A 24,459-nucleotide genomic window follows, 5' to 3' on the forward strand; every position below is an offset into this window, starting at 1 on the left:
GCGTGGGAGGAAGTCATTGGAAGTAGTCGGGCCTTGAGACGTAGGTCTCGGCGACGAACATGACGCCGCTGGAGGTGTTCAGCAGCTCGCGCACGGCGTTGATGAGTTCGTCGGCTTTGTCGGGGGGCAACACGGTGATGAGCATGGTGAGGGTGTCGTACTCGTTGAAGAGCAGGGATCCAGAGTGTTGTCCGTGGTGTCCGATGCCGGAGACACCGGAGACGGAGGTGTACCCGGTGGCGCCGGCGGAGGAAACCAGCTCGCGGATGGCGGGGGCGTCGCGCGCAGGCACGACGATCTCCAGTCGGGTCATCTTGGTGAGATTGTTCATGTGTGTGGTCCTTCCATCGGGGTGGCAGTGGCGGCGGGAGTAGCGGTTGCGGTCGCTGTGAAGCCGTAGGCGGTATAGCGGTGCCAGAGGGCAGCGGGGTGATCTCGTGCGGTGAGGGTGATCCAGTCATTGTCGAAAAGATCTCGCAGGACTTGGTTGCGCGAGATGATCTCTCCGATGCGGGCCAGCGGTGCTTCGACAACGACGGTGAGGCGCATCGGCTCATGGAACAGCTCCGTGCCCAGACCCACGGATTGCCACGGCAGGCCGCGGCGGAGGTCGCCGCTGTGGCCCGAGATCACGCCGAGTGTGCCGATGGCGTTGTGGATGGTTTTCGTTCCTGCGCCGAGAGTGTCGGGGTTCAGGGCTGTGAAGTAGTACTGGTGGTTGATCCACTGCGCCACGACGAGGGGGGCGGTCATGATCGTCTCCAGGGCGGCCCCGGTGGGATCCAGTTCGGTGCGGTAGGAGTGCAGGAACACCCGCCGGCCCAAATCAACGTTCCTGGTTATATCGCGGGGTCCGATGATCATGGTGGCGTTTCCCGCCAACCCGAGCTCTGGATACACCTCAGCCCAGTCGTGGGCACGTCCGCGCAGTCGTGCGGGGGAATGCCGGGGTGATGCTCCCGGTAGGTGCCGGGCGCGTTCGGTCACCAATTTGTCCGCCGCGGTGCGCTGAAGCTGCTCGAAGCGGTCTGCCGAACTCGTGTGGCTGTCGGGGATCAGGTGGCGGTCGAGCACGGTGACCATGTCGCTGACGGTGTTGTGTTCGGCGGCCACGAAGAACGTGTCGAAGGGAATCGGCAGCCCGCGGTCGGCGAGCAGCAGTCGCACCTCGGGGTCGTTGAAGATGGCGGCGGCGGCGCGGGCGTTGGCGTGCCCCGGATTACCGCCGCACGCGCCGCAGTCCAGTGCGGACTGGTAGAGGTTGTTCTCCGATTCGGAGCCGTGACCTGCCAAAACGACCAGCGGGGCGAACTGGGACAGGCCCATCATCCGCAAGGCCGTTTCGGCCAACGTGGCACGCTCGTCCAGCGTGAACGCGTCCGCGATCGTCACGTCACTGCGCAGGTCCCGGGGCGAGAGGGAGAGGGCGCGCACGATCCGTGCGTGGATGCGCGGGGTGAGGGTGCGCAGGATGCTGATGCCGCCGTAGAACCATCCTGCCGTTTCCGCGAACGCGAACGGTGTCGCCGCTGTCGAGTCCGCCGTATGCACGGCATGCCGCAGGGCGTCTCGGAATTTTCCAGCGGCAACGACTCTGTGTGCTTGTTCGTGGTCGACGGGGATCTCGGTGATGTGGTGGCGCGCGCTCAGCAGTGCCGGGAGCGAGTCGATTGCTCCGCGCGCCTGGTAGCGGGCGAACCGGATGGGGACGCCGAAGAAGCCGGCGAAACCGAACGTCTCGACGGAGGAGCTTTCTTCGAGGTGGCGGCGCAACCCCTCGGACCGGGGGTCGATGCACATCACCAACTGCACGTTGCGGCCGTCCCGGGTCTCGACGGTGGAGCGGAGTGCCCCGATCAGGGCGGTGCGGTAGTTCAGTTCGTAGGCTTTCTGCCAGGTGTACCGCTGGTCGGTTATCGGATGGGTGGACAGAACCCGAGCGACCGCGGCGACGTCCTCGCGGCTCGGCCGTGCGGCGGTAAGCGCCTGCGCAACCCGTTCGGCCCGCAACCAGAACGGTGCCGAGGTCAGCGTGGTGTGGTCGCGCTGTGCCGTCTGTGTTGTCTGGTCGGCTGCTGGGGTAATTCCGAGCGCAACCTGAACCGTGAATCGGACGGCCAGGTACGAGGTCAGGTCGATGTCGCCGACCTTCTCGGCCCGCCATTTGATGTGCCCGACCCACCCGGGCAGGTGCCCGAGTGCGGTCCGAAGGGCACGTGGGACGTCGGCCGCCGTGATGCCGAGGCGTTGCAGGGCGTGCGCCAGCGCCGCGTCCGGTTCGGGCGAAAGTGTGGTGAGGGTGCGCCGAACCGTGCGGGGGAGGGACGGATCGAGGCAGGCCAGGGTTCGCCAGGCCCGGTAGAACCCGTCGGCATGGTGTGGCATGGGCCACGCCGGGTCCGGGCACAGATAGCCGGCAACCCAGACGGCCAGGTATTCATCGAGCCACGTCAGCTCCGCCACCGCAACCGGTTCGGGCTCAGGTGCGGCTGCGACCAGGCGCATATCGAGTTCGGCAACCCGGACCGCGGACACGGCTGCGGTGCCGATCCGCAAGCGTCGGTCGGCCAGCTGGGGGATACGTTCGAGGAGTGCTGCGTCGATGTCATCACGGGTGATTCGACCGCGCTGATAGTCAGCCAGGTAGGCGCTCCCGGAGCGGGTGGTTGCCGCCTCCGCGGTTGTTTCGGTCTCGAATGGGTAAGATTCGCGGCCGGCCAGCGGGTTCACGGCGATGAAGGAGTCCAACGGCCAGGCCGGAACGATGTCGTGGGCGGCGGCAGCGACCTGCGCGCGTAGGATCAGACTCACAGGGGTGCTCCAGTTCTGATGGGGTTACGGGGCAGGGAGGCGGCAAGTGCGGACGTGTAGACACGATCGCGCAGCCAGACCGCACCGGTGCTGCTTCGAGCCAGCAGCTCGACGGCGATCAGGCCGACCGCGGGCAGAACGAGCAGCCAGCCAGGGGCCCCCTGGACCGGCACCCCGGGTTGCAGTGCTCCCGTGAACAGGTGCAGGAAGGCTACGTAGCCGATTCCGACGGCCGCCGTCACCGTGGTGCCGACCACCATCGTGCGGATCGAGAAGTGGGTTGCCAGTGCCACGGCCAGGGTGACGCCGGCGGTCAGGGCGACGAACGCCAACAGGCCGATGCTGGAGGGCGACACGGCGGGGGAGAGCACCAGTTTGGCTGCCACGAGTACGGCGACCGTTACGGTCACGGAGATGGCCACCGCGAGGCCCGCCACCAGGCGCGACGGGGCTGTGCGGGTGGGAAGGTCGCGGTCGGTGGCGTGCTGTCGCACTCCGGTTCCCGCGCCGAGGAAGAGTGTCGATTTGTACAGGGAGTGGGCAACCAGGTGGAAGATTGCAGCCGCGAACAGGCCCAACCCGCAGGCCATGATCATGAACCCCATCTGCGCCATCGTGGAGAATACCAGTCGGCCCTTCACGTCCGGGCGTGCCAGGCGCACCGCCGACGCGAACACCAGGGTGGCCGCGCCCACCACGCAGACGACGATCATCACGGACCGGTGAGGGGCGACCGCCGGCGCGAATCGCAGAAGCAGGATGGCGCCCGCGTTGACCACCCCGGCATGCAACAGCGCAGAGACCGGTGTCGGGGCGCCGAGAGTGAACGGCAACCAGCCCTGGAATGGGATCTGGCTGGATCGGGCCAGGGCGGCGAGGACCAACATTACCGCGAGGGTGAGCTGGGCCGGCGCGCTCAGGCCGGACGCACCGGCGCCGAGCTGATCGAAGGACACGTCCCCGCCGGCACCAACGAGCAGCACTGCCACCGCGAGGAGGAACGCGGTGTCGGCGGCACCAAAGCGAACCGCGGTGCGCCACACACCCTCCCGCGCCTGTGCCAGCGGCCAGTAGGTGGCCAGAAGCAGCACAAGTGCGGCGCCGGCGCCGACCCAGGCGCACGCGAACAGGGCCACGGACCCTGCACACACCATCAGCACGGTGAACCCGGTGAGCAGGTTCGCGGTCACCACGAACCAGACCTGACGAGGATCCCCGCGCAGGTAGCGCACGGCGAACCCCTGAATGAGGGAGGACAGCCCCAGAACGAGCATCGACATGATCAGTGCCAGGGCATCGAGTTGCAGGCTTGTCTCCCCGAAGCCCACCTGGATTGAACCCGTCCACAGGGTCGACACGGCAATGGCGACGGCTGCCGTAAAGACGAACCCCAGACCGACGACCGCCGCGGCAATGCGAGCGACCAGATCACCGCTCCGGCCGAGACGCCCGGCGATCGCTGAGGCGAGCACGGCAACCCACGGCCCCGCCAGGACCATTGCCACCGTCGCATTCTCGTTCAAAGCTGCTCCTTCTCTCACGATTCATAAAACACGAAAAACATAGCACGCATCGAGTGTCGGGATTCACGTGTGAGGAAACAATGGTCAGTTGGGTGAGAATAGGAGAATGGCGCAGTGGACGTTTTTAACCAATCACGCGCACGTGCTGTTGTGCGTGGCGGAGAACCCGAATGTGCGATTGCGCGACGTCGCGGCCCAGGTGGGCATCACGGAGCGGGCGGCTCAACGCATCGTCACCGAACTCGAAGACGCCGGTTATCTCGAGCGCGAACGGGAGGGACGGCGCAACATCTATCGCCTCAACACGGGAATGCCGCTTCGCCACCCTCTGGATCGTGGTCACCGCATCGGGGAATTGCTGGCCGCCTTCGCCAACCCCGAGGCTGCCCCGAGCGGCCTTGGCCCACAGGGATAGTGGTTTCAGGAGTCCGGGACAACCGACGCTAACCGAGCGGGAAATCGCGGGTCTCGCCGGGCGCAAGCACGGCCTCTTTGCCCTCGACCCGTACCCGGATCGGAGCGGCGCCGCCTGCCCGCAGCTGCAGGCGCACGTTGCCGGGAGTCAGCTTCAGCCGGATCGGCTGTTCCCGGTAGTTGATGGCGAAGGTGACCTCCGCGAGCTCCTTCGGCAGCACGGGATGCAGCCAGAGCATGTTCTCCCGGATCTCCAGCCCGGTGTAGCAGCGCACGACCATGTCGATCGATCCGGCCATCGCGCCGAGGTGGATGCCCTCGTGGGTGGAGCCGCCGAGGATGTCGCCAAGGTCGCTGTCGAGGGCCCGGGTCAGATAGTCCCACGACCGTTCCCGGTCGCGCCGGGCGTCCAGCCAGGAGTGCACCACGTTACTGAGCGTGGAGCCGTGCGTGGAGCGTGCCGAGTAGAACTCGACCGTTCGCACAATCGCCTCCGGCGGCAGTTCGTAGCCCATGGTCTCAAGCAGTTCGCGCAGCTCCTCGGCGGAGAGCAGGTAGAGCAGCATGAGCACATCGGCCTGCTTGGAGAGCCGGTAGTTGTTCGTGCTGTCGCCCTCGGCGTTGAGGATCAAGTCGAGGCGGGCGATCGAGGGATACCGGGCCCGGTAGGCGTCCCAGTCGAACTCGGGCAGGCCCTCGTAGCCCTCGAACTGGCTGATCACGCCGTCGGCGTGGAACGGCACCCGCAGCCGCAGGCTGATCCGGGCCCACTGGTCGACCTCGTCCGGCCGCAGTCGCAGCCGGTTCCAGAGGGGCCCGCAGTACCGGTTCTGCAACAGAGTCACGGTGTCGACCGCGCGGTGCAGTACCCACGCGGTCATCACGTTCGTGTACGCGTTGTTGCGGAGGCCGTGGCCCGACGCCCCGGGGTAACCGTCGTGGAACTCGTCCGGCCCCATCACCCCGTCAATGTCGTAGCGGTCGTCCACCTCGTCGTAGCGGGCCAGGCTGGCGAAGAAACGAGCCACTTCGAGCAGCATTTCGGCACCCTGCTGAATCAGGAATTCGGTGTTGCCGGTGGACTGGTAATACTCCCAGATGCTGTAGGCCACGGCGAGGCCCACATGCCGCTGGTTCTGGGAATTGTCGGGCATCCATTGCTGGTTCAGCGGGTTGAAGAGGTTCGTCGGGGTCTCCTCGCGCCCGTCGATGCCGCTCTGCCAGGGGAACATCGCGCCCTCGCGGCCGATGCCCCGTGCGGCCGCGCGGGCCTCGCCCAGGCGCCGGTACCGGTAGCCGAGCAGGGCGCGGCTCAGGTCGGGGCGGCGCAGGGTGAGAATCGGGTAGACGAACAGCTCGTCCCAGAAGACGTGCCCGCGGTACCCCTCGCCGTGTAGCCCTCGGGCCGGCATGCTCGCGTCGAGGTCGGCGTCGACGGCCGCCACCGTCTGCAGCACGTGGAAGGTGTTCAGGTTGAGCGCGAGCGACTGGTGATCGCTCGCGCGCATGCCCACCGCGAACTCGTCCCAGAGCACCTGCCAGGCCCGTTCGTGCGCCTCCAACAGGTCCGCCGGGTGCGGCAGGCGCCGCAACCAGATGGCCACCGCCCGGGCCGGCGAGGCGATGGCCCGGTCGCGGGAGGTGGTGACGACGACCGTCTTCTCCACCCTGACCGGATGCCCCGGCTCCAGATCCAGGGTGAACTCGTGCGCCACCCAGCCGGCGTCGTCGGTGAGCAGGTGCCGCGGGGGCTCGACCGGCTGCTCGTCCCTCCGCACCCGGGTGCGGGCCGCCAGGGCGATGTGGATGCCGGACTGCGTGGTCTCCATCTCGAGCAGCACGGTCTCGGCGTCGATTTGCGTGCCGGTGTGGGGAATCAGGTGAGCGTTGGTGAGAAGCCGGTCGGCGGCAACATTGCGGTTGAAGACCCGGCCCTCGAGGGCCGAGCGCACGGTCACCGGGCCGGTCCAGTCCTCCGCCTCGAACGTGGTGTCGAGCACGGCCACATGCGGGGCGGCCTGGGACACGAACCGCCGGGAGGTCACCCGGGTGGTGCGCCCCGCCTCGTCGCGCAAACGGATGACCCGGGTCAGCACGCCGCGCCGCAGGTCCAGCTCCTGCAGATAGGTGACCAGCTCGGTGTGGCCGACGTCGAACCAGTCCCCGTCGGCCACCCTGAATCCCAGCGGCAGCCAGTTGGGGGCGTTGACCAGGTGCTCGTCTTCGACGGTGCGCTCGCCGAGGGTCGTCTGCACCCGGTTGTAGACGCCGGCGAGGTAGGTTCCGGGGTAGTGCACGCCGTCGTCGGTGGACTCGGCCGCCGCGCCGCGAGTGCCCCAGTAGCCGTTTCCGAGTGTGCAGAGCGCCTCCCGCAGCCCCTCGGTCGCGGGGTCATAGCCGATGTAGCGCAGCAACCACGGGTCGCTGCCGGTCTCGCCTCCGGCCCAGCCGCGGTTCTTCCCGGTCAGAGCGGGGTCCAGGCCGGCCAGGTCCAGGTCGGCGAGGTCGGTGAGCACGAGATCGGCGCCGGCCGAGCGCAGCCGGCTGTCGCCCGTACGCTCCATGCCGATGACCAGGGCGAATCCGCCGCGCGCCGCGGCCTGCACCCCGGCCTCGGAGTCTTCGACGACCACTGTGCGGTCCGGCGTCACGTGCAGTCGCCGGGCCGCCTCGAGGAACAGGGCCGGGTCGGGTTTGCCGGCCAGGCGCATCCGCACGGCGTCGGTGCCGTCGACCGTGACGTCGAATAGGCCCGTAAGGCGCGCCGCGGTCAGCACGGCGGCGCTGTTGCGGCTCGCTGTCACGAGGGCCACCGGCAGCCCCTGCTCTTTCAACCGGCGCAGCAGCTCCAGCGTGCCGGGGAACGCCTGCACGCCGCCGACGGCGAGCTCGCGGGTGAACAGCTCCTGCTTGCGGCCGGCGAGAGCGTCGATGGTCGCCCGGCCATGCGTCGGTTCGATCCCGCGCGAGGCCAGGAACGCACGGATGCCGTCCTCCCGCGCCCGCCCGTCGACGTACCGCCGGTAGTCGCTCTCGATTTCGAACGAAGGCACCGGCGACTTCGTCAGCCCCGGCAGTGCCTCGTCGAACAGGGCCTTCCACGCCCGGGCGTGCACGGCGGCCGTGTCGGTGACCACGCCGTCGAGGTCGAAGATCACGGCGTCGAAGGCGGCGCGGGCCGGGTGCGGCGGCTGGCTCGGCTGGTTCATGGGCGCTCCTCTGGGCCGTGAATGCCTGGCCGTGACTGCTCGGCCCTGAATGTGGACATAGTACGCAGGGTGGTTGGATATGACCCATGACATCCACACCGGACTACATCGACGATTTCGCCGAGTTCATCACCGCCTCCCCGTCGTCGTACCACGCTGCCGCGGAGGTTGCCCGACGCCTGGACACCGCCGGCTTCGACCGGGTGAGCGAAACCGAGGAGTGGTCCGGTGCGCCCGGACGGCGCTACCTCGTGCGCGACGGCGCGGTCGTCGCCTGGGTGCAGCCGGACGGGGCCGGCCCGACGACACCGTTTCGCATTCTGGGGGCGCACACCGATTCGCCCGGTTTCAAGCTGAAGCCGAAGCCGACCATCGGCGCCCACGGCTGGCTGCAGGCCGGGATCGAGGTCTACGGCGGTCCTCTGCTCAACTCCTGGCTCGACCGCGAACTCGAACTCGCCGGCCGCCTCACCACCATCGACGGCACCGAACACCTCGTGCGCACGGGCCCGTTCTGCCGCATCCCGCAGCTGGCCATCCACCTGGACCGGGACGCCAACGCCGGCCTCACTCTCGATCGTCAGCGGCACCTGACCCCGGTGTTCGGAGTGGGGGAAACGAGTCAGGCCGACCTGGTCGGGCATCTGGCGGGCCTGGCCGGGCTGGCGGGAGAGGAGGTCGCCGGCTACGACATCCTCACGGCCGACACGGCCAATCCGGCCCGGTTCGGCCTCGGCCGCGAACTCTTCGCCGCGGGGCGCATGGACAATCTCTCCTCGGTGCACGCCGGCCTGGTCGCCCTGATCGGAGCCCCGGCACCGGCCGGTCAGATCCTGGTGCTCGCGGCCTTCGATCACGAGGAACTCGGTTCTGAGACCCGAACGGGTGCGAGCGGGCCGCTGCTGGGCGATATCCTGACCCGGATCGGGGCAGGACTCGGGGCATCCGTCAGTGATCGCCTGCGCGCCTACGCCGGCTCGTGGTGCGTGTCGGCCGACGCGGGTCACTCGGTGCACCCGAACTACCCGGAGAAGCACGACCCGGCGAACATGGTCGTCGCCGGGGGCGGCCCGCTGCTGAAAATCAACGCCACTCAGCGCTACGCGACGGATGCGGCGGGTGCGGCCCTCTGGGCCCGAACCTGCGCGCAGGCCGGCGTGGAATACCAGGAATTCGTGTCGAACAACACGGTGCCGTGCGGCTCCACAATCGGCCCGCTGACCGCCACGCGGCTCGGCATCCGCACGGTCGACGTGGGTATCCCGCTGCTCTCGATGCATTCCGCCCGCGAATTGTGCCACGTGAGCGACCCGGTCGCTCTCCGGAAGGCGATCGGCGCGTTCTTCGCCTCGGAGGTCTAACGGCAGGCCGCACGTGGCTGGCCGGCGTCGAACTCGTTCGGGGTGCCGCGGGGCGTCACAGCGCGTAAGCCGACTGGCGGACTCCATGCACGGGATGCCCGGAGCGGGACTCCACGAGGTCCTTGTCATCGGCGAGTTCGCAGTCGCCCTCGTGCACGATCACCGGCCAGACGATGCGCCGGTCGGTTCCGACTTGGGCTGTGCCGCCGATCCCGCACTCCCGGCAGTGGACGGTGAGTACCCAGTCGTTTTGTCTCATGCTTGGAGGTTTCCTCACAGAGAGGAAATCATCAAGGGGGTGTACTTTCACCCCGCGATATGCAAAACAGTTCAGCGTATGCTGATGCGGCCCAGAAGGTGCTCGGCAATCGCTCGGTAGCCTGCGTCATTGGGGTGGAAACGATCGCTCGTGCCGCCGAAGACATCCCGTCCGGCGGGGCCGCGATTGGCCTCGATCAGATAGAGGTCGTAGAGGCTGACGAAGGCGCCGCCTTCTCGGGCGCACTCGTGGTCGATGATGTCGTTGTACGCGTCGGTCTCATCCGCGCTGCCCCAGGTGCCAACGCAGACGAGGGGGACGCCCGGAGATTCGGTGTGCACGCGGTCCAGGAGTGACCGGTAGCTGAGCGCGAACTCGTCGGGCGCGGTCTGGTCAAGCACGTCGTTGGTGCCCAGCTCGACCACGGCCAGGTCGAGGTTCTCCGGCACATCGACCAGCCTGGATACCGTGCGGGTGGTGGCACCGGCCCGATTCTTGTGGAATTCCTGAACCGGGCCGCCCTCTGCGAGCGCATCGACCATCAGCGGACGGAAGCCCAGGTCTTGCAGTTCCGCGTTGAGGCCGTAGCTGATCGAATCGCCCACGAACAGCACGCGCAGGGGGCGGTCAGTGGGGCGGGTCACCTGCACGTCCCCGTCGGTCTCCGAGAGGTCGGGGTTGACGGCTGCGAAGATTCCCAGTGAGGTCAGAACGAGGGCAGCCAGCCCGATCACCAGCAGTCGGAAGGGGAAGCGGCGAGTGCGAGTCGCGCCCGTACGCGAGAGGTCAGGGCGCGGAGGCATCCGTGCAGTCTAGGCGGGGTTCTCGGCGGAGAGACGCGCGATACGGGCCCGGGCGGCATCCTCTGAGGTCGACGACCGGCCAAGGAGCAGGCGCACCAGGCGGAGAACGGCTCCGGTGCCCCAGATCACCGGGAGCAGGGAGCGCCGCAGGCCGAGCAGCTCGCGGTATTCGCGGGGGATCGAGGCGACGGCGCCGGCGAACATGACCCGGTAGAAGGGCATCATGGCGGGCCGGAGCGGAGGATTGCGAATGAAGCGCACCGCCTCGGCCACGCGTTCGTCGCTCTTGAGGATGCCGGCATCCTTGAACGCATCCAGCTGTGCCTGCAGTTCGGACGCGGAGCGCGGCGGATTGTGCACGCCGACGAGTTCTCCGGCCTTGGCCCATTCGCGCACGTAGCTATCGGCCCCGCCGGGGATAGGGTCGCCCCAGAGTGTGTGCGAGGCCAGGAAGGCGTCGGTGAAAACGATGTGCACCCAGGCGAGCAGTTCGGGGTCCCCGGCGGCATAGGGGCGCTCGATACCGTGGGCGTCGCGGTAGGTGCCGGTGACCCGGTCGTGGAAGCGCCCAACGCGGGACGACTCGTGCTCGGCCAGGGTCGTGTCGGCGAAGGTCACGGTGACGAGCCACTGAATGGTGCCGGAGAGCCGTCCGAGCGGGTCTTCCCGATAGCGCGACCAATCGTGCACGCCGGCCATCGCGCCGGGATGAAGGGTCTGCATGAGCAGGGCACGGATGCCGGCGACCATCGTCGCCATCCCACCATGCACGGCCCAGGAGGCGGAGCCCGGACCGAAGAAGCCGATATCGTCGCCCTGTTCGATTTTTTCGACCCACTGCGGGCGACCAGACCCGTTCCCCGAAAAGGTCACCAGAAGATGCGACCGCCAACTGTCCACGAACCTGCCCATGGTCCGAGGCTAACCCGTCGCGGCTGGGCATCGGCCTCGAACCTTGCGTGCGGCAAAGCATCTAAACTCGAAGCCATGGCAGTGCCTCGCTTTCTGTTCGCCGACCAGCTCGGCCCGCATTTCGACGACGGCGGACCGATCCTGATGGTGGAGTCCGTCGGCGTTCTCGGTCGGCGCCCCTACCATCGCGCCAAGGCGCACCTCATTCTCAGCGCCCTCAGGCACCGGGCCAGGGAGCTCGGTGATCGGGTCGAGTACCTGCGCGCCGAGCACTACCGGGATGTGCTGGCCGGCCGGGACCTTGAGGTGGTCAACCCCACCTCGTGGGGTTCCCGCGCGCTGGTTCACGAGCTCGGCGCGCGGGTGCTGCCCAGCCGCGGCTTCGTGACCAGTGAGGCCGACTTCGCCGTCTGGGCCGCGGGGAGACCGCCGTCCCGGCTGATCATGGATCAGTTCTATCGCCGTGCACGCACGGAAACCGGGCTGCTCATGCGCGGGCCCGATCCCGAGGGCGGCCGGTTCAACTTCGACCACGACAACCGTCAGCCGCCGCCGAAGGGAGCGGTGGGCCTGGGGCTGCCGGACCCCTTCCATCCGGTGGAGGACGACATCGACGAGCAGGTGCGCGCCGACCTCGACCGGTGGCAGGCCGAGGGGCGCATTCGACTGATCGGCGAGGACGGACCCCGCCGGTTCGCCGCCACCCGGGCGGAAGCGCTTGTGGCGCTCGCCGATTTCGTCGAGACGCGTTTGAGCGACTTCGGCCCCTTCGAGGATGCCTCGCTGCTCGGGGATGAGACGATGGCCCACGCCAGGCTGAGCGTTCCCCTTAATTTGGGGCTGCTGCATCCGCGGGAGGTGATCGACGCCGTAGTCGCCGCGTACGAGACCGGGGGAGCCCCACTGCAGAGCGTGGAGGCCGTGGTGCGCCAAATCATGGGCTGGCGGGACTGGGTCTGGCACCTGTACTGGCACCTGGGTGAGGACTACGTGCGGCGCAGCAACCACCTCGAGGCGCGGGTGGCCCTGCCGCGGGAGTTCCTTGAGCTCGATGGCAGTTCCGTGCGGGCGAAGTGCCTCAGCCATGTGCTCGACGAGGTGCGCCGCACGGGCTATGCGCACCACATTCAGCGGCTGATGGTGCTCGGCAACTGGGCGCTGCAGCGCGGTTACCAACCGGCCGAGCTCACCGAGTGGTTCACGAACTCCTTCGTCGACGGCGCCCCATGGGTGATGCCCGCCAATGTGGTCGGGATGTCCCAGCACGCCGACGGCGGGATCGTCGCCACGAAGCCGTATGCCTCCGGGGGCGCCTACATCTCGAAGATGAGCGACTTCTGTGGCGCGTGCACGTTCAACCCGAAGAAACGCCTGGGCGAGGACGCATGCCCGTTCACCGCCGGGTACTGGGCCTTCCTCGACCGGGTGGAGCCACGCATCCGGGGCAATCACCGTATGGCGCAACCGCTCGCCGGACTGCGCCGCCTGGTCGACCGGGAAGAGGTCGTCGAGCAGGAGCGTGCACGCACCGAGTGGTGAGCGTCGCCCGCGGGGCGCCTCGTGAGTCCGTCGCGGCCCGTAGGTCAACCACGACACCGTTAGAGTCAAACTTCTCAGCAGGTGACCTGTAACCCGAGCAGCCCTCGACTTCCCCTGAGCGAGCTGCCGCGCAAGTGTGTGGTGCTGTAGGTCAGTCAGAGCTTGAGTCCAGGCACAGGGCGGCGCGGGTCGTGGAAGCCGGCGCAGGATCCAACCTGCGCCGACCTTATAAGGTGCGCCGCGAGGCGTGCAGGGGTCTGGCCGCGGATGGCAGGCGGGAGGGAGACCTCGGGAGCGCGTCATCGGGACGCGGTCGTCGCATCGAGGTTTGCTGGGGCTTGATCCGCGTCGGGAAGGGGGGAGGAGTCCAGCGGCGGGTGGGGGTCTATCTGGGCGGGTTGCCGCGCACGCGGCTACCTGACCTCGGTCGGCCAATCGGTCACGCTGGCGAGGGCAGCCTGCAATGACAGTGCCGAAGCCCGAGCCTGCTCGGCCCCGTGGGGGTTGAAGACATCGATCGCGAGCGGCGGGCCCTCGCCGAACTTGGGGATCTCCACTTCGACGCGACCGCCGCCGACGAGGGGCACGAACGGATGCGCCGTCCCGGCATTTCGCACGGTCGACCCGGCCGCCTCCGCGATCAGCCGCAGTGCGTCGGGCTTGGTGACGTGGGTCTGGGCCACGATCGTTGCCGAGTAGTCCATGGAACTCCTTCACTGAGGCGGACATCGCGAGGAACACATCTATCGAAGCAGGCTACGGCATCCGCGGGATGGGCACCGGGCCGGTTCCGCCGTGGCGCAGCCGAACTCCTCGATCTGGTTGGTGAGCCGGAGTACCGTGGCACTGTCTGCTCACTTTCGCATCCAGAAGCTCTCAGAAGCCGGGGTCCCTATGTCGTCGCTCACCAACTACGGCCAGGCCATCGCCTCGACGACCGTCGCGCTCCAACGACTGCTGTCTTCTCCGCCGATCGGGCTGCAGGTCACGGCCTACGTGCTCGGCGCACCCCGCACCGGTGTCATCGGCCCCTCCATCAACCTGTTCCTCTACTACGACAGCCTGATCAGTTATCGGGAGGAGACCCAGAGGGGACCCAGCCGAGTGATTTCGGAGCTGCACTACCTGGTGAGTGCTTTTCCCGGCGACGACGTCGACACGGATGCCGGCAGCCACCGTGCCTTCGGTGCAGCGCGGGCCGCCATCGAACGCCATCCCGTGCTGAACGTCCCGATCGGCTCGGCAGACAACCTGCAGGTCTGGCTCTCACCCTCGCCGCTGACCAACGAGGTGCTGACCTCCCTCTGGCTGGCATCAAATGCACCGCTGCGACTGTCCTTCGGCGTGATGGCCTCGTTCACCCTGGACGCAGCTGAGCGCACGGCAGTGGTCGGAACCGTCCGTGATGTCGTGAAGCTGGCCGGGGCAGGTGCGCTCGCCGTGTTCACGGGAGCGGATGCCGTGACGAAGGCCGAGGCCGCGGCATCCGTCGCGAACGAACTGGGCAAGCCTCTCGTGACGGTGCCCCTGAACGAGGTCGTGGGAGCCAGTGCTGCCGCCACCGAGGACAACCTCGGCCGCATCTTCGAACAGGCCGAACACCGCGGCGCCGTGCTGATGATCGCCGAGTCCGACCCTCTGTTCGGGATGCGGCCGGAGGTGCTCGATGTCGACGACCCCTACTCCGGGTTGGAGATCGGATCCATCCTCGACCTGCTCGGCCAGTCACCGAGCGTCGTGATCATTGAGTTGACTCATCCGGCCGGGGACGAGCTGGCGGACCGGACCCGGGTCGAGGTGCGCTTTCCGGGGCCGGGGCCGGGGCAGGAGCCGGAGCCGGATTCCGCGTCGGCCACCGGGGACTGAGCACGTCCAGCCCGAGTTGCAGAGTTAGACCTCCCGACCGGGAGGTGAGTGTCAGGAACGCCTGCAGTGCTAGAAGAGGGCCGCGCCAGATCATGGTGGGCCTCGATTCCGTCGAATCGTCGGGTCGTCGGGACGTCGGGAAACACCTAAGACCGGTAGACACCTGTTCGTTCGCACCCGCCTACGCTGACAGGATGCCGTCTTTCCGTATCACCCTGATCATCGGTGCTCTCCATTCGGGCATCGCCCCGGACTCCGTCCTGCCGCATCTGACGGCCACCGCCGCGGAGCTGACGACCGTGGAGGCATCCGATCTTGCCGTGGTGGCCGGTTCTCCGCGCGCGATCGTGCGCTTCACGGCGGATGACGCCGCGATGGCCCTCCGGGTCGGCGACCGAGTGCTCGTCGCGGCCCGCACTCACGTGGAGCCGGTGTCGTGGCAGGTGACCGAGCGGGTCACGACGCGCTGGTACCCGGTGCGGTGACGAGCCGCGCCCCTTCGTCGCCGCGGCGCTGCTCAGGCCGGGCCGGCGCGATGATGGTCGGTCGGTGACCGAGCTCCGACACGTTGTCCCGGGCGCCGAGAACCTGGCAGCGCTCCGTGCCCCGGTGCCACCAGAGCGAGGCCGTCCAGGCGCAGAGCAGGGCGTCGATCAGGTCCTCCCGGTGTTTGTAGGCTCGGTCGACCAACGGTGAATGCTCCGTCACCAGGGCGTCCGAGACGGGATGGGAGCCCAGGTCGAGCGGCGGCGACGCTCGGGTGAGCCCCCAGATCCGCTGGATGAGGTCATCGCAGACCATGGCCCGCGCAGTCCGGCGTTCGTCCGGCGGAAGAGAGGTGCCCATGCGCTTGTAGCGGGGTCGCTTGTCGAGGTAGCCGAACTCCGCCGCACCCACGAGCGTCGTGTAGGGGTAGCACTCGAAGAAGCTGGGGGTGGCCTTATCCATCGGCGCGAGGCCGTCGGTGTAGGTCCAGCCGGAGGCTTCCAATCGGCGGCGGATCGTCACCCCGCCGGCCCAGGGGCGGCCGAGGTTCGAGGCGTTCGCGGAGACATGCCAGCGGCCGTAGCGACTGCCGGTTTCCCGCTCGCACAGGCGCATGCCGGTGGGGTTGTTCACCACCAGGGGCGCGTCAACCGCCAGCACGGCGCCGGGTTCCCACAGGGAGTCGATCCAGCGCATCACGGCATCCGTGCCGCGGGCCCAGCCGGCGTCGAGCACCCGGCCGCTCTCGTCGATGCAAGCCAGGCCGGATTCATTGGCCGGTTTCGACGTGCTGCCTTCGGCCCAGGCCAGGTCAACTCCGAGGAATCGCGTCATGAGTTATGGATAGCACAGGGAGATGGCGGGCGCAGGTTCCGCCGAGGTTCGGCGCCCCTTCGTTGGGGCGTAGTCTTTTCGGATTGTTCAACAAAAAGGACAGAGGCCCTGACGATGACCCAGACCGAGAAACCATCCACGAACGGAAAGGTCATTGCGCTGGCAGTGGCGGGAGCCTTCGGCGGGTTTCTTTTCGGGTTCGACGCGTCCGTGATCAACGGCGCGGTGAATGCCATTCAAGACGAGTACGCGCTCACGGCGACCCTCACCGGCTTCGCGGTCGCGAGCGCGCTACTGGGCGCCGCAGCCGGGGCCTACCTGGGCGGCCGGGTCGGCGATCGATACGGTCGAATTCCGGTGATGCTTCTGGGCTCGATCATGTTCTTCGTCAGTTCGGTCGGTTCCGCCTTCGCCTTCAGCATCTACGACCTCGTGCTCTGGCGCATCGTCGGCGGTCTCGGCATCGGGCTCGCATCCGTGGTGGCCCCGGCGTACATCGCCGAGATCTCACCGCGAGCGATTCGGGGACGCCTCGGATCGCTCCAGCAACTCGCCATCACGATCGGTATTTTCTCTGCTCTGCTATCCGACGCCCTGTTCGCCAACACCGCGGGAGGCGCGGGTGAGCCCTCCCTGTTCGGGATCGATGCCTGGCGCTGGATGTTCCTGGCCTGCGCGCTGCCCGCCGCCGTGTACTTCGTGATCGCGAAGATCCTCCCGGAGTCCCCACGGTTCCTGGTGCTGAAAGACCGTGAGACGGAGGCCCGCGCGGTCTTCCAGAAGGTGTGGCCCAACGGCGATGTGGACCGCGAGATCCGCGACATCCGTGCCTCGATCAAGGCCGACACGCTGGGTCAGCGTACCGGGTCACTGCGTGGCAAGGCCTTCGGCCTGCGCCCGATCGTCTGGATCGGCATCCTCTTGTCGATGTTCCAGCAGTTCGTCGGCATCAACGTGATCTTCTTCTACTCGACCACCCTGTGGAAGGCGGTCGGCTTCGAGGAGTCGAGCTCGCTCACCATCTCGGTGTTCACCGGCCTGACCAACATCGCGGTTACCTTCATCGCCATCGCCCTGATCGACCGGATCGGACGTCGGCCGATCCTGATGACCGGTTCCATCGGCATGACGCTGTCGCTGGCCACGATGGCGATCGCCTTCAGCCAGGCGGTCACTGTGGGCGGCGAGATCAGCCTGCCCGGTGCGTGGGGTGGGATCGCCCTGGTCGCGGCCAATGTGTTCGTGGTCTTCTTCGGTGCGTCCTGGGGCCCGGTGGTCTGGGTGCTGCTCGGCGAGATGTTCCCGAACACCATCCGGGTGAAGGCGCTCGGCATCGCCGCAGCGGCCCAGTGGATCGCGAACTTCCTGATCGCCGTCACGTTCCCGACACTGGCGGCAGTCTCGCTGCCGTTGACCTACGGCCTGTATGCGCTGTTCGCGGCGCTGTCATTCGTGTTCGTGCTGACCAAGATTCCGGAGACCAATGGCATGTCCCTCGACGAGGCGAACACCCTTCTGCCGCCGAAGAACGCGGCGAAGACCGCGTCGAAGAACGCGGTGAAGCAGACCGAGGTCAGATAAGCCCGTGAAGAAGTTCTCCGACGCTGACGCCGAGCCTGGCGGCACGTTCGGTCAGACGGGCGTGCTCGTCGGCGGAGAGTTCCAGAGACACGGTGTGGGAGGCATCCGGCTCGTCGAACGCGAACAGCTCCGGATGCGACGGGCCGGCCGGGAGCTTCGGGGTGGCGGCAGGTGAAGCGACGGCCCGTGCTTTCGTGGCCGAGGTCAGCGCGGGGCGCCGAACCGGTGCGACATCGCCCTCCCGCACCCAGCCGGGGCCGGCGTTGATCGGCGCGTTCCGCTGGTACGCCTCTGACACGGCTCGGGCCCGGCTGTCCGCGGCCTCGTTGAGCGGGTGGTTAGCGTGGCCCTTGACCCATTCGAACCGGTAGCGGCGTCCGGCCAGAGCTTCGTCGAGCTCCTGGAGCAGATCCAGGTTCATCACGGGCTTGCCATCCGCCTTGCGCCAGCCCTTGGCCTTCCAACCGCGCATCCACTTGGTGATGGAGTTGATCACATACTGGCTGTCGCACAGCACGAGAAGGTCGTCGTCGAGGTGCGCGGTGGCCCGGAACAGTTCGAGCACGGCCTTCAGTTCGCCCTGATTATTGGTGGCGTGCTTCCAGCCGCCGGCGGCCCAGCAGGAATCGTTGACGAACCAGGCCCATCCGGCGGGGCCGGGATTGCCCAGAGCCGAACCGTCGGCGGCGGCGATGATCGTCATACAGTGAGCCTTTCCTGTGGTCCCGCTGGTTCAGGACCTGTCTAGTCTGCCATCGCGGACCAGATGGGCGAGTCCTCATGGCCGCGGCCACTGAGAGTTCGCGGACGGGGGTTTCCGACTGGCTCTTCCGCCCACCCCGAACGAGTTGGTTCGGTACCGGGTGCGGCGTCCGGCCCTGGAGGACCAGGGTCCACCGGGCACAGTCAGTTTTGACCGCAGGCAGCGACACAGCCAGTCGACGAGGACTCACTCAGTTAGCCGCTGATGCAGGTGCCGGACGAGATCGGGGAGCCGAGCGTGGCGGCCTGCTCTACGACCGGGTCGACTTCCTCCATGGCGAGGGCGTAACCGAGGTTCTCGGTGGTGGTCGACTTCGCGAAGATGACGCCCGTTACGATACCGGCCTCGCTGAGCAGGGGGCCGCCCGATTCGCCATGGTCGACGTCGGCAGCCAGCGTGTAGATCTGCCGGGAGGACGGGTCCTGCCCGTAGATGTCGGCGACCAGGGCCGGGGCCACGGCGACGACCTCGGCCGGCGCCGATTCGAATGGCCCGCCGAAGGGATAGCCGCTGCTCACCGCAAGGCTGCCCGGCGGAAGATTGTCGCCAAGGGAGAGCGGGGGAGCATCGAGCCCCGACACTGCGATCACGGCGAGGTCCACGATCGGGTCGAAGTAGACGATCTGACCCGAACGGGACCTGCCGTCGGGCGTGACGACGACGGGCTCCTCCACCCCGGCGACGACGTGAGCGTTGGTGAGTACCCGTTCCGGAGCGACCACGAAACCGCTGCCGGACTGGTTCTGCCCGCACGCATAGGCGGTGCCGCTGATCTTCATCACCGACGCGCTCGCCGCGCGCAGGGCGTCGCTGTCGGTGCCCACGCTCGGCACGACCGGGGCCTCGCCGTTGAAGGCCTCCACGACACGCGGGATGCCCTCGGTCACCACGATGGAGCGCAGTTGGGCCAGGAAGCTCTTCACCTGGTCCGGGGTCAGGGAGTCGATCGAGCGGATCACGCTCGACGAGCTCACCGCCGACGACACCACGGGGACCCCGAGGGCACCGACGCTGAAGGCGATCATCGAGACCACGAGGGCCGACACCGCGACGGCTGCGCCGGCGCCGAGCACGCGGTCGACGACCCGGAGCTTGTTGCGAGTGCCCTGGGGAGTCAGGATCCTGCCGATGGAGCGTCCGAGCGAGAGGCCGCCGATCAGCAGAACAGCTGCGGCCGCGAGGGTCGCGGCCGTGCGCCACTCCGCGGCGGGAACCCAGGTGCCCACGAGCGGCACCAGAAAGTAGGCGGCGACGGCACCCGCCGCGAGTCCGGCGATTCCGGCGATGCTGCCGATGAGGCCGTTGCGGTATCCGGAAATCAGGTAGCCGAACAGAACGACCAGCAGCAACACATCCAGAAAAATTGAGAATGCCATCCGTGAACCTCGTCCTGTTGTCGGTGTCGTGCGCTTGCCCACCGGCCGCATCCGTCTGAACCAGAGTACGTGGCCAGTCCTCCCCAGAATGTGAATCCGCCGAGTCGTGCACCGACCCGGCCCGGATCGGGAGGTGGAGGCGGCTCCGGAGAGGGTGGACCCATGAACAGGACAATCGTCAAGACCAGGGAAGCACATGACTTCCTCGCGCTCGTGCCGCAGCTCGCCGGGTTCTTGCCCGAGAAGAGCCTGGTGCTCGTCGCCTTCCGTGGCAACCGTACCTGCGGGGCGATGCGGTTCAACCTGCCCGACCCTGCGGCACCGGAGAAGGTGCTCAAGCGCATCGCCACCACGCTCGTGGGAACGCTCTGCAAGATCCCGGACGTCGACGCGCTGGTGCCCGTCGTCTACAGCGACGAGAACATCGTGGCTGTGGCCGGCCTGCCGCAGGAACGCTTCGTCGAGGTGCTGTGCGCTCGCGCCCGGCTCTCCGGTTTCCTGCTTCGCGACGCCCTGTGCGTGGCCGCCGACGGGTGGGGCTCGTACTTCGACCCGGACTGCCCGGCCGGCGGGTATCCGCTCCGCGCGATCGCCGCCTCCGAGGTGCACCGGGCCATCCCCGACGAGGTTCGCCGCGACCTCGCGACGCTGCAGAGTCGCGCGGACTTGCCGGTGGTCGACCCGTCGATGAGAGAGCGGCTCGGCCGCCGGCTGGCGTGCTATCAACGCCTCGGTGGCCAGGCCGGCACAATGCCCGAACTGCTTGAGCTGGCCGGTGACATCCTTGACCCGGTGGTGGCCGCGGAGGCGGCGCTCGGTTTTGACCCGCAGAACCTGGGGCTTGACGACGCGGCCGCGTTGCTGTTCCTGATGCAGGGGCCGGCCTGCCGGGACCAGATGATGCTGCAATTCGCCTTCGGAGAGACGGTCGGCCGCAACACGCACTGCCTCAACCTGCGGTATGCCATCCTGCAGCGAGCCACGGGGCGGAGCCTGGACGACATCATCGCTGAGGAGCAGTCCGACGGACTCGACAGCCCGCACTCCCGGGTCACGAGCGACCTTATGCTCGGGCTCGGCCGGGAGCGCCCCGACCCCGAACGCATCGAGCCGGCGATCCGACTGCTGAAGGTGCTGGTCGCTCTGGCGCCGCGCACGGCCAGACCGGCGCCGCTGTGCATGCTGGCCTGGCTGTCGTGGGCGATGGGGCGCGGGTCGGTCGCCGGAATCTTCGTCGACCAGGCACTCGCCATTGACCGGCAGTACGGCATGGCTGAGTTGCTCCACACCGTTTTCGGTTCGGGGCACCTACCAGACTGGGCGTTTGCGGTCCCCCCGGACGAACCCGAAAACGCCTGAGCGGAATGCCGCTATCGAACTTTTGGCGGCAGGTAACCGGCTTCAGGCATCCGGTTGGCCGTAGCGGCTACAGGTACTTGGGCGCCTCCGACAGCACGCCGTACAGGATGTCGCCGATCTCGCTGAATTCGGCCGGGCCGATGGTCAGCGGGGGAGCGAGCTGCACGACGGGGTCTCCGCGGTCGTCGGCACGGCAGTACAGCCCGGCCTCGAACAACGCCTTGGAGAGGTAGCCGCGCAGCAGGCGCTCAGACTCGGCGTCGTTGAAGGTCTCCTTGGTGACCTTGTCCTTCACCAGCTCGATTCCGAAGAAGTAGCCCTCGCCGCGCACGTCGCCCACGATCGGCAGGGCGAGCAGCTTCTCGAGCTCGGCCCGGAAAAGTGGCGAGTTCTCACGCACGTTCTCGTTGAGCTTTTCCTCCTCGAAGATGTCGAGGTTGGCCATGGCTACGGCCGCGGAAACCGGGTGGCCACCGAAAGTGTAACCGTGATAAAAGGTCGTGTCACCGTGCTTGAAGGGCTCGTAGATGCGGTCGCTGATAATGGTGGCGCCGATCGGGGAGTAGCCGCTGGTCATGCCCTTCGCGCAGGTGATCATGTCCGGCTCGATCCCGAAGGTCGTGGATGCGAACATGTTGCCGATGCGTCCGAAAGCGGTGATGACCTCGTCGGCCACCAGCAGCACGTCGTACTGGTCGCAGATCTCGCGCACCCGCTTGAAGTAGCCGGGGGGCGGCGGGAAGCAGCCACCAGAGTTCTGCACGGGTTCCAGGAACACCGCGGCCACGGTCTCCGGGCCCTCGAACTGAATCATCTCTTCGATGCGGTTGGCGGCCCACAGGCCAAACTTCTCCACGTCGTCACCGAGCCCGGAACCCAGCTCGTCGGCGCGGTAGAAGTTGGTGTTCGGGACGCGGAATCCGCCGGGGGTGACCGGTTCGAACATTTCCTTCATGGCCGGGATGCCCGTAATGGCCAAGGCGCCCTGCGGGGTGCCGTGGTAGGCCACGTTGCGGGAGATGACCTTGTGCTTGGTGGGGCGACCCTGCAGCTTCCAGTAGTACTTGGCCAGCTTGAAGGCGGTCTCCACGGCCTCGCCGCCTCCGGTCGAGTAGAAGACCCGGTTGAGGTCGCCGGGCGCGTTTGCGGCCAGACGATCGGCTAGTTCGATGGCGCTCGGGTGGGCGTAGGACCAGATTGGGAAGAACGCGAGTTCCTCGGCCTGCTTCGCCGCCACCTGGGCGAGCCGCTTGCGGCCGTGGCCGGCATTGACGGTGAACAGCCCGCTCAGGCCGTCGATGTACTTCTTGCCGTTCGAGTCCCAGATGTGGTGGCCGACACCCTTGGTGATGATCGGCACGCCGTGGCCGCTTTCGAGCACGGACTGGCGCGAGAAGTGCATCCAGAGGTGGTCTTTCGCCTTCTGCTGCAGGGTGGCGTTCTCTGCATCCGTGTAGACGCGGGGTGTGGCCGACACCTCGGCTGTGGTGTCGCCGGTGCTGTCGGTGGCAACTTCGGCGGCGACTGCGGCGACGGGCGCGGCGGAGTCGGTGGTGGCTAATGTGATTGTCATTTTTTTTACCGTGTTCCCCAGTTGTAGAACTGCTTGTGGAGTTTGAGATAAACGAAGGTCTCGGTGGAGCTGACGCCCTCGAGACCACGGATCTGTGAATTGAGGAGGTCGATCAGCTCGTCGTCGTCCTCGCAGACAACTTCGACCAGCAGGTCGAAGGATCCGGCCGTCAGGACGACGTAGTCGACGGCCGGAATGGCGGACAGCCGGTCCGCGAGCAGTCGAGTGTCCCCGGTCGCGCGGATGCCGATCATGGCCTGGCGGTAGAAGCCCAGCTGCATCGGGTCGGTGACGGCGACGACCTGCATGACGCCGGCATCCGTCAATTTCTGCACGCGCTGCCGCACTGCGGCCTCGCTTAGGCCCACCGCCTTGCCGATTTCGGCATACGAGCGTCGGCCGTCGTTCTGGAGCTGCTCGATGATCTTCTTCGAGACCTCATCCAGTGCTGCCGGCCTGCCCGCATTGCGCCCGTTTACGCTCATCCAGCGAGTATGCCAGCGGGAGTGACCTCAGGCAAGCGATTCCGCAGCAATTCACGTCAAACACAACGGAATCCTTGGGAGTTTGCCTGGTTCAGGCTCGGTTCCCGCCGCTGGGATAGTCGCTAATGGAGAGGTTCCGCCGGCTCATCGAACCACTCGGGAGTCCCGTGAGCGCTCGCGACCTTCGCAATTTCGTCATCGGCGGCCACCGTGGATAACCAATTCAACGGAGATTTTGGTTATAACCAGCTGCTTCGGCGGGTTCAGGGCCGATCCAGCCAGAATCTCCGTCGAATTCGTTCGGGACGGAGTTGATCCTCGGCTCGGTTCGGATCGACGTGGTGGCCGGAACGGACGTTCATCCCGCGCCGCGGCCCACTGCTCGATTGTGTCGGCGGCGGGAGCAATGGCCTCGTCGCGGAGATGCCGCACGGCGGACTCACGCACTCCGGCTACGGTAAAGACCTGTCGATGTACGAGCTCGAGGACTACGCGCAAATCACGCACGCCATGTCATACATCGGCCACCGACCTGATCGGCCACTGAATCGGCGTCCGAATATTGATCGTCAACGTAACGGAAAGGCACCATACCCGTGGGGCGCGTCGGATACGAAACCGGTCGCGGCACCGAAGCCGCCTGGACCTTCGTCGTGGGGCGCGGCTTCATCGCCGCCCTGCCCGCCGGCACCCCGTCGGGCATCACCCTGACCCTGGCCGCGCTGGTGACGGCACCCCACGTCGAAGCCGAAGAGCTCGTCGCTCTGTTGCCACTCGGTGGCGAGCACGCCGTCGAGCATTTTGCGGTGATCATTCAGCGCGCTTCCACGGACGGAGACGGCATCCCCGTCTCCGTGGTCCTTCGCGGCGAAGTCGCGGTCGACGTGTACTCGGTCGGTGGGTCGCGCCGGTTCTCGGACGTCAGCATTCGCCCCTGGCTGCTGGCCGACTTCCAGGCCGTGACCGGTCTCACGGTGGGTTCCACCGGGCGACCCGTGGCCTCCTCGCGCGCCCTCGACTCCGGCCGACCATTCGGGCTCGGATCCGTGTTCGCGAACACCCTGTTCTGGTCGCTGGCAGAGCACAGCCAATCCGAGGCAGCGCAGGCCGACGCTGCGCAGGCCGACGCTGCGCAGGCCGACGCTGCGCGGGCCGACGCTGCGCTGACTGACGACTCACCTGCCGACGATGCCACGATCGTGCGCTCCGGCGCCGCGGGCCGCGCGGCGGACGCCGACACCGTTCTCGCCCGCCCGGCCGGGGCCGACACCCTGATCTCCGACGTCCGGGCGCCCGGGCAGCCCG

20 protein-coding genes and 1 pseudogene are annotated in these 24,459 nt (G+C 67.5%); 8 read left to right on the plus strand and 13 right to left on the minus strand.

The window, feature by feature from the left end:
* Nucleotides 1–13: 13 nt before the first annotated feature.
* From E3T34_RS02100 to E3T34_RS02110, 3 genes are read right to left on the minus strand one after another with little or no spacing between them, the layout of a single operon-like run.
* Nucleotides 14–331: a DUF190 domain-containing protein gene (locus E3T34_RS02100; RefSeq protein ID WP_104099654.1), complete on the minus strand. Its 318-nt coding sequence runs from the start codon at nt 329–331 to the stop codon at nt 14–16.
* Nucleotides 328–2,811: a DUF2309 domain-containing protein gene (locus tag E3T34_RS02105; protein ID WP_134342016.1), complete on the minus strand. Its 2,484-nt coding sequence runs from the start codon at nt 2,809–2,811 to the stop codon at nt 328–330. The genes E3T34_RS02100 and E3T34_RS02105 overlap by 4 nt, the downstream gene beginning before the upstream one ends.
* Complete coding sequence (locus E3T34_RS02110) at nt 2,808–4,334, minus strand: proton-conducting transporter membrane subunit (protein ID WP_134342017.1); 1,527 nt, start codon at nt 4,332–4,334, stop codon at nt 2,808–2,810. The genes E3T34_RS02105 and E3T34_RS02110 overlap by 4 nt, the downstream gene beginning before the upstream one ends.
* A gap of 106 nt (nt 4,335–4,440) precedes the next feature.
* Between E3T34_RS02110 and E3T34_RS02115 the strand changes: the two genes are divergently transcribed.
* Nucleotides 4,441–4,749, plus strand: a complete 309-nt coding sequence (locus E3T34_RS02115; RefSeq protein WP_104099651.1) for a winged helix-turn-helix domain-containing protein — start codon at nt 4,441–4,443, stop codon at nt 4,747–4,749.
* Between the two features lie 28 nt (nt 4,750–4,777).
* Here E3T34_RS02115 and E3T34_RS02120 read toward each other — a convergent pair whose 3' ends face one another.
* On the minus strand, nt 4,778–7,957 hold the full coding sequence (locus tag E3T34_RS02120) for a beta-phosphoglucomutase family hydrolase (RefSeq protein WP_134342018.1): 3,180 nt from the start codon (nt 7,955–7,957) through the stop codon (nt 4,778–4,780).
* Between the two features lie 86 nt (nt 7,958–8,043).
* Between E3T34_RS02120 and E3T34_RS02125 the strand changes: the two genes are divergently transcribed.
* Nucleotides 8,044–9,318 (plus strand): M18 family aminopeptidase, encoded by a 1,275-nt coding sequence (locus tag E3T34_RS02125; protein ID WP_134342019.1) that lies wholly within the window; start codon nt 8,044–8,046, stop codon nt 9,316–9,318.
* A 55-nt stretch (nt 9,319–9,373) separates the two neighbouring features.
* Here the strand turns inward: E3T34_RS02125 and E3T34_RS02130 are convergent, their stop codons facing one another.
* The 3 genes from E3T34_RS02130 to E3T34_RS02140 form a co-directional block, all read right to left on the minus strand.
* Nucleotides 9,374–9,577 (minus strand): hypothetical protein, encoded by a 204-nt coding sequence (locus E3T34_RS02130; RefSeq protein ID WP_104099648.1) that lies wholly within the window; start codon nt 9,575–9,577, stop codon nt 9,374–9,376.
* 71 nt (nt 9,578–9,648) lie between these two features.
* On the minus strand, nt 9,649–10,380 hold the full coding sequence (locus tag E3T34_RS02135; protein ID WP_134342020.1) for an SGNH/GDSL hydrolase family protein: 732 nt from the start codon (nt 10,378–10,380) through the stop codon (nt 9,649–9,651).
* A 9-nt stretch (nt 10,381–10,389) separates the two neighbouring features.
* On the minus strand, nt 10,390–11,292 hold the full coding sequence (locus E3T34_RS02140) for an oxygenase MpaB family protein (RefSeq protein WP_104099646.1): 903 nt from the start codon (nt 11,290–11,292) through the stop codon (nt 10,390–10,392).
* 75 nt (nt 11,293–11,367) lie between these two features.
* Between E3T34_RS02140 and E3T34_RS02145 the strand changes: the two genes are divergently transcribed.
* Entirely contained in the window at nt 11,368–12,831 is a 1,464-nt protein-coding gene (locus tag E3T34_RS02145; RefSeq protein ID WP_104099645.1) for a cryptochrome/photolyase family protein, read from the plus strand.
* Nucleotides 12,832–13,244: 413 nt separating this feature from the next.
* Here the strand turns inward: E3T34_RS02145 and E3T34_RS02150 are convergent, their stop codons facing one another.
* A complete protein-coding gene (locus tag E3T34_RS02150) occupies nt 13,245–13,535 on the minus strand; it encodes a hypothetical protein (RefSeq protein ID WP_104099644.1) in 291 nt (96 codons plus the stop codon).
* Between the two features lie 136 nt (nt 13,536–13,671).
* Between E3T34_RS02150 and E3T34_RS02155 the strand changes: the two genes are divergently transcribed.
* Together E3T34_RS02155 and E3T34_RS02160 are read left to right on the plus strand one after the other, a co-directional pair.
* On the plus strand, nt 13,672–14,697 hold the full coding sequence (locus tag E3T34_RS02155; protein ID WP_134342021.1) for a Pvc16 family protein: 1,026 nt from the start codon (nt 13,672–13,674) through the stop codon (nt 14,695–14,697).
* Nucleotides 14,698–14,891: 194 nt separating this feature from the next.
* Nucleotides 14,892–15,182, plus strand: a complete 291-nt coding sequence (locus E3T34_RS02160) for a hypothetical protein (protein WP_104099642.1) — start codon at nt 14,892–14,894, stop codon at nt 15,180–15,182.
* Here E3T34_RS02160 and E3T34_RS02165 read toward each other — a convergent pair.
* The gene (locus tag E3T34_RS02165) at nt 15,154–16,017 is read right to left on the minus strand and encodes a DUF429 domain-containing protein (protein ID WP_104099669.1); all 864 of its coding nucleotides are present in this window, start codon (nt 16,015–16,017) and stop codon (nt 15,154–15,156) included. The two genes, E3T34_RS02160 and E3T34_RS02165, sit on opposite strands and share 29 nt — an antisense overlap.
* Nucleotides 16,018–16,026: 9 nt before the next feature.
* Here E3T34_RS02165 and E3T34_RS02170 point away from each other — a divergent pair, with 9 nt between their 5' ends.
* Nucleotides 16,027–17,598 (plus strand): sugar porter family MFS transporter, encoded by a 1,572-nt coding sequence (locus E3T34_RS02170; RefSeq protein ID WP_255570370.1) that lies wholly within the window; start codon nt 16,027–16,029, stop codon nt 17,596–17,598.
* Here E3T34_RS02170 and E3T34_RS16855 read toward each other — a convergent pair.
* Both E3T34_RS16855 and E3T34_RS02180 read right to left on the minus strand, forming a co-directional pair.
* Complete coding sequence (locus tag E3T34_RS16855) at nt 17,591–18,301, minus strand: RNase H family protein (protein WP_104099641.1); 711 nt, start codon at nt 18,299–18,301, stop codon at nt 17,591–17,593. The genes E3T34_RS02170 and E3T34_RS16855 overlap by 8 nt on opposite strands.
* Before the next feature lie 254 nt (nt 18,302–18,555).
* Nucleotides 18,556–19,737 (minus strand): MarP family serine protease, encoded by a 1,182-nt coding sequence (locus E3T34_RS02180; protein ID WP_134342022.1) that lies wholly within the window; start codon nt 19,735–19,737, stop codon nt 18,556–18,558.
* 162 nt (nt 19,738–19,899) lie between these two features.
* On the opposite strand from E3T34_RS02180, the gene E3T34_RS02185 reads away from it, so the two are divergent.
* Entirely contained in the window at nt 19,900–21,096 is a 1,197-nt protein-coding gene (locus E3T34_RS02185) for a DUF4192 domain-containing protein (RefSeq protein ID WP_104099639.1), read from the plus strand.
* 67 nt (nt 21,097–21,163) lie between these two features.
* Here the strand turns inward: E3T34_RS02185 and E3T34_RS02190 are convergent, their stop codons facing one another.
* Both E3T34_RS02190 and E3T34_RS02195 read right to left on the minus strand, forming a co-directional pair.
* Entirely contained in the window at nt 21,164–22,669 is a 1,506-nt protein-coding gene (locus E3T34_RS02190) for an aspartate aminotransferase family protein (RefSeq protein WP_104099638.1), read from the minus strand.
* Between the two features lie 5 nt (nt 22,670–22,674).
* Entirely contained in the window at nt 22,675–23,154 is a 480-nt protein-coding gene (locus E3T34_RS02195) for an Lrp/AsnC family transcriptional regulator (RefSeq protein WP_104099637.1), read from the minus strand.
* A 596-nt stretch (nt 23,155–23,750) separates the two neighbouring features.
* Between E3T34_RS02195 and E3T34_RS02200 the strand changes: the two are divergent.
* Nucleotides 23,751–24,459, plus strand: a pseudogene (locus tag E3T34_RS02200) (hypothetical protein); the annotation flags it as partial.

Origin of the sequence: Cryobacterium sp. TMT1-62, from assembly GCF_004403145.1 — a bacterium.
Classification (GTDB): Bacteria; Actinomycetota; Actinomycetes; order Actinomycetales; family Microbacteriaceae; genus Cryobacterium; species Cryobacterium sandaracinum.

What these genes read in the sequence shown, in the direction of transcription:
- E3T34_RS02100 (WP_104099654.1), bottom strand. Translation starts at nt 331, where the DNA reads ATGAACAATCTCACCAAGATGACCCGACTGGAGATCGTCGTGCCTGCG.
- E3T34_RS02115 (WP_104099651.1), top strand. Translation starts at nt 4,441, where the DNA reads ATGGCGCAGTGGACGTTTTTAACCAATCACGCGCACGTGCTGTTGTGC.
- E3T34_RS02120 (WP_134342018.1), bottom strand. Translation starts at nt 7,957, where the DNA reads ATGAACCAGCCGAGCCAGCCGCCGCACCCGGCCCGCGCCGCCTTCGAC.
- E3T34_RS02125 (WP_134342019.1), top strand. Translation starts at nt 8,044, where the DNA reads ATGACATCCACACCGGACTACATCGACGATTTCGCCGAGTTCATCACC.
- E3T34_RS02130 (WP_104099648.1), bottom strand. Translation starts at nt 9,577, where the DNA reads ATGAGACAAAACGACTGGGTACTCACCGTCCACTGCCGGGAGTGCGGG.
- E3T34_RS02135 (WP_134342020.1), bottom strand. Translation starts at nt 10,380, where the DNA reads ATGCCTCCGCGCCCTGACCTCTCGCGTACGGGCGCGACTCGCACTCGC.
- E3T34_RS02140 (WP_104099646.1), bottom strand. Translation starts at nt 11,292, where the DNA reads ATGGGCAGGTTCGTGGACAGTTGGCGGTCGCATCTTCTGGTGACCTTT.
- E3T34_RS02145 (WP_104099645.1), top strand. Translation starts at nt 11,368, where the DNA reads ATGGCAGTGCCTCGCTTTCTGTTCGCCGACCAGCTCGGCCCGCATTTC.
- E3T34_RS02150 (WP_104099644.1), bottom strand. Translation starts at nt 13,535, where the DNA reads ATGGACTACTCGGCAACGATCGTGGCCCAGACCCACGTCACCAAGCCC.
- E3T34_RS02160 (WP_104099642.1), top strand. Translation starts at nt 14,892, where the DNA reads ATGCCGTCTTTCCGTATCACCCTGATCATCGGTGCTCTCCATTCGGGC.
- E3T34_RS02165 (WP_104099669.1), bottom strand. Translation starts at nt 16,017, where the DNA reads ATGACGCGATTCCTCGGAGTTGACCTGGCCTGGGCCGAAGGCAGCACG.
- E3T34_RS16855 (WP_104099641.1), bottom strand. Translation starts at nt 18,301, where the DNA reads ATGACGATCATCGCCGCCGCCGACGGTTCGGCTCTGGGCAATCCCGGC.
- E3T34_RS02180 (WP_134342022.1), bottom strand. Translation starts at nt 19,737, where the DNA reads ATGGCATTCTCAATTTTTCTGGATGTGTTGCTGCTGGTCGTTCTGTTC.
- E3T34_RS02185 (WP_104099639.1), top strand. Translation starts at nt 19,900, where the DNA reads ATGAACAGGACAATCGTCAAGACCAGGGAAGCACATGACTTCCTCGCG.
- E3T34_RS02190 (WP_104099638.1), bottom strand. Translation starts at nt 22,669, where the DNA reads ATGACAATCACATTAGCCACCACCGACTCCGCCGCGCCCGTCGCCGCA.
- E3T34_RS02195 (WP_104099637.1), bottom strand. Translation starts at nt 23,154, where the DNA reads ATGAGCGTAAACGGGCGCAATGCGGGCAGGCCGGCAGCACTGGATGAG.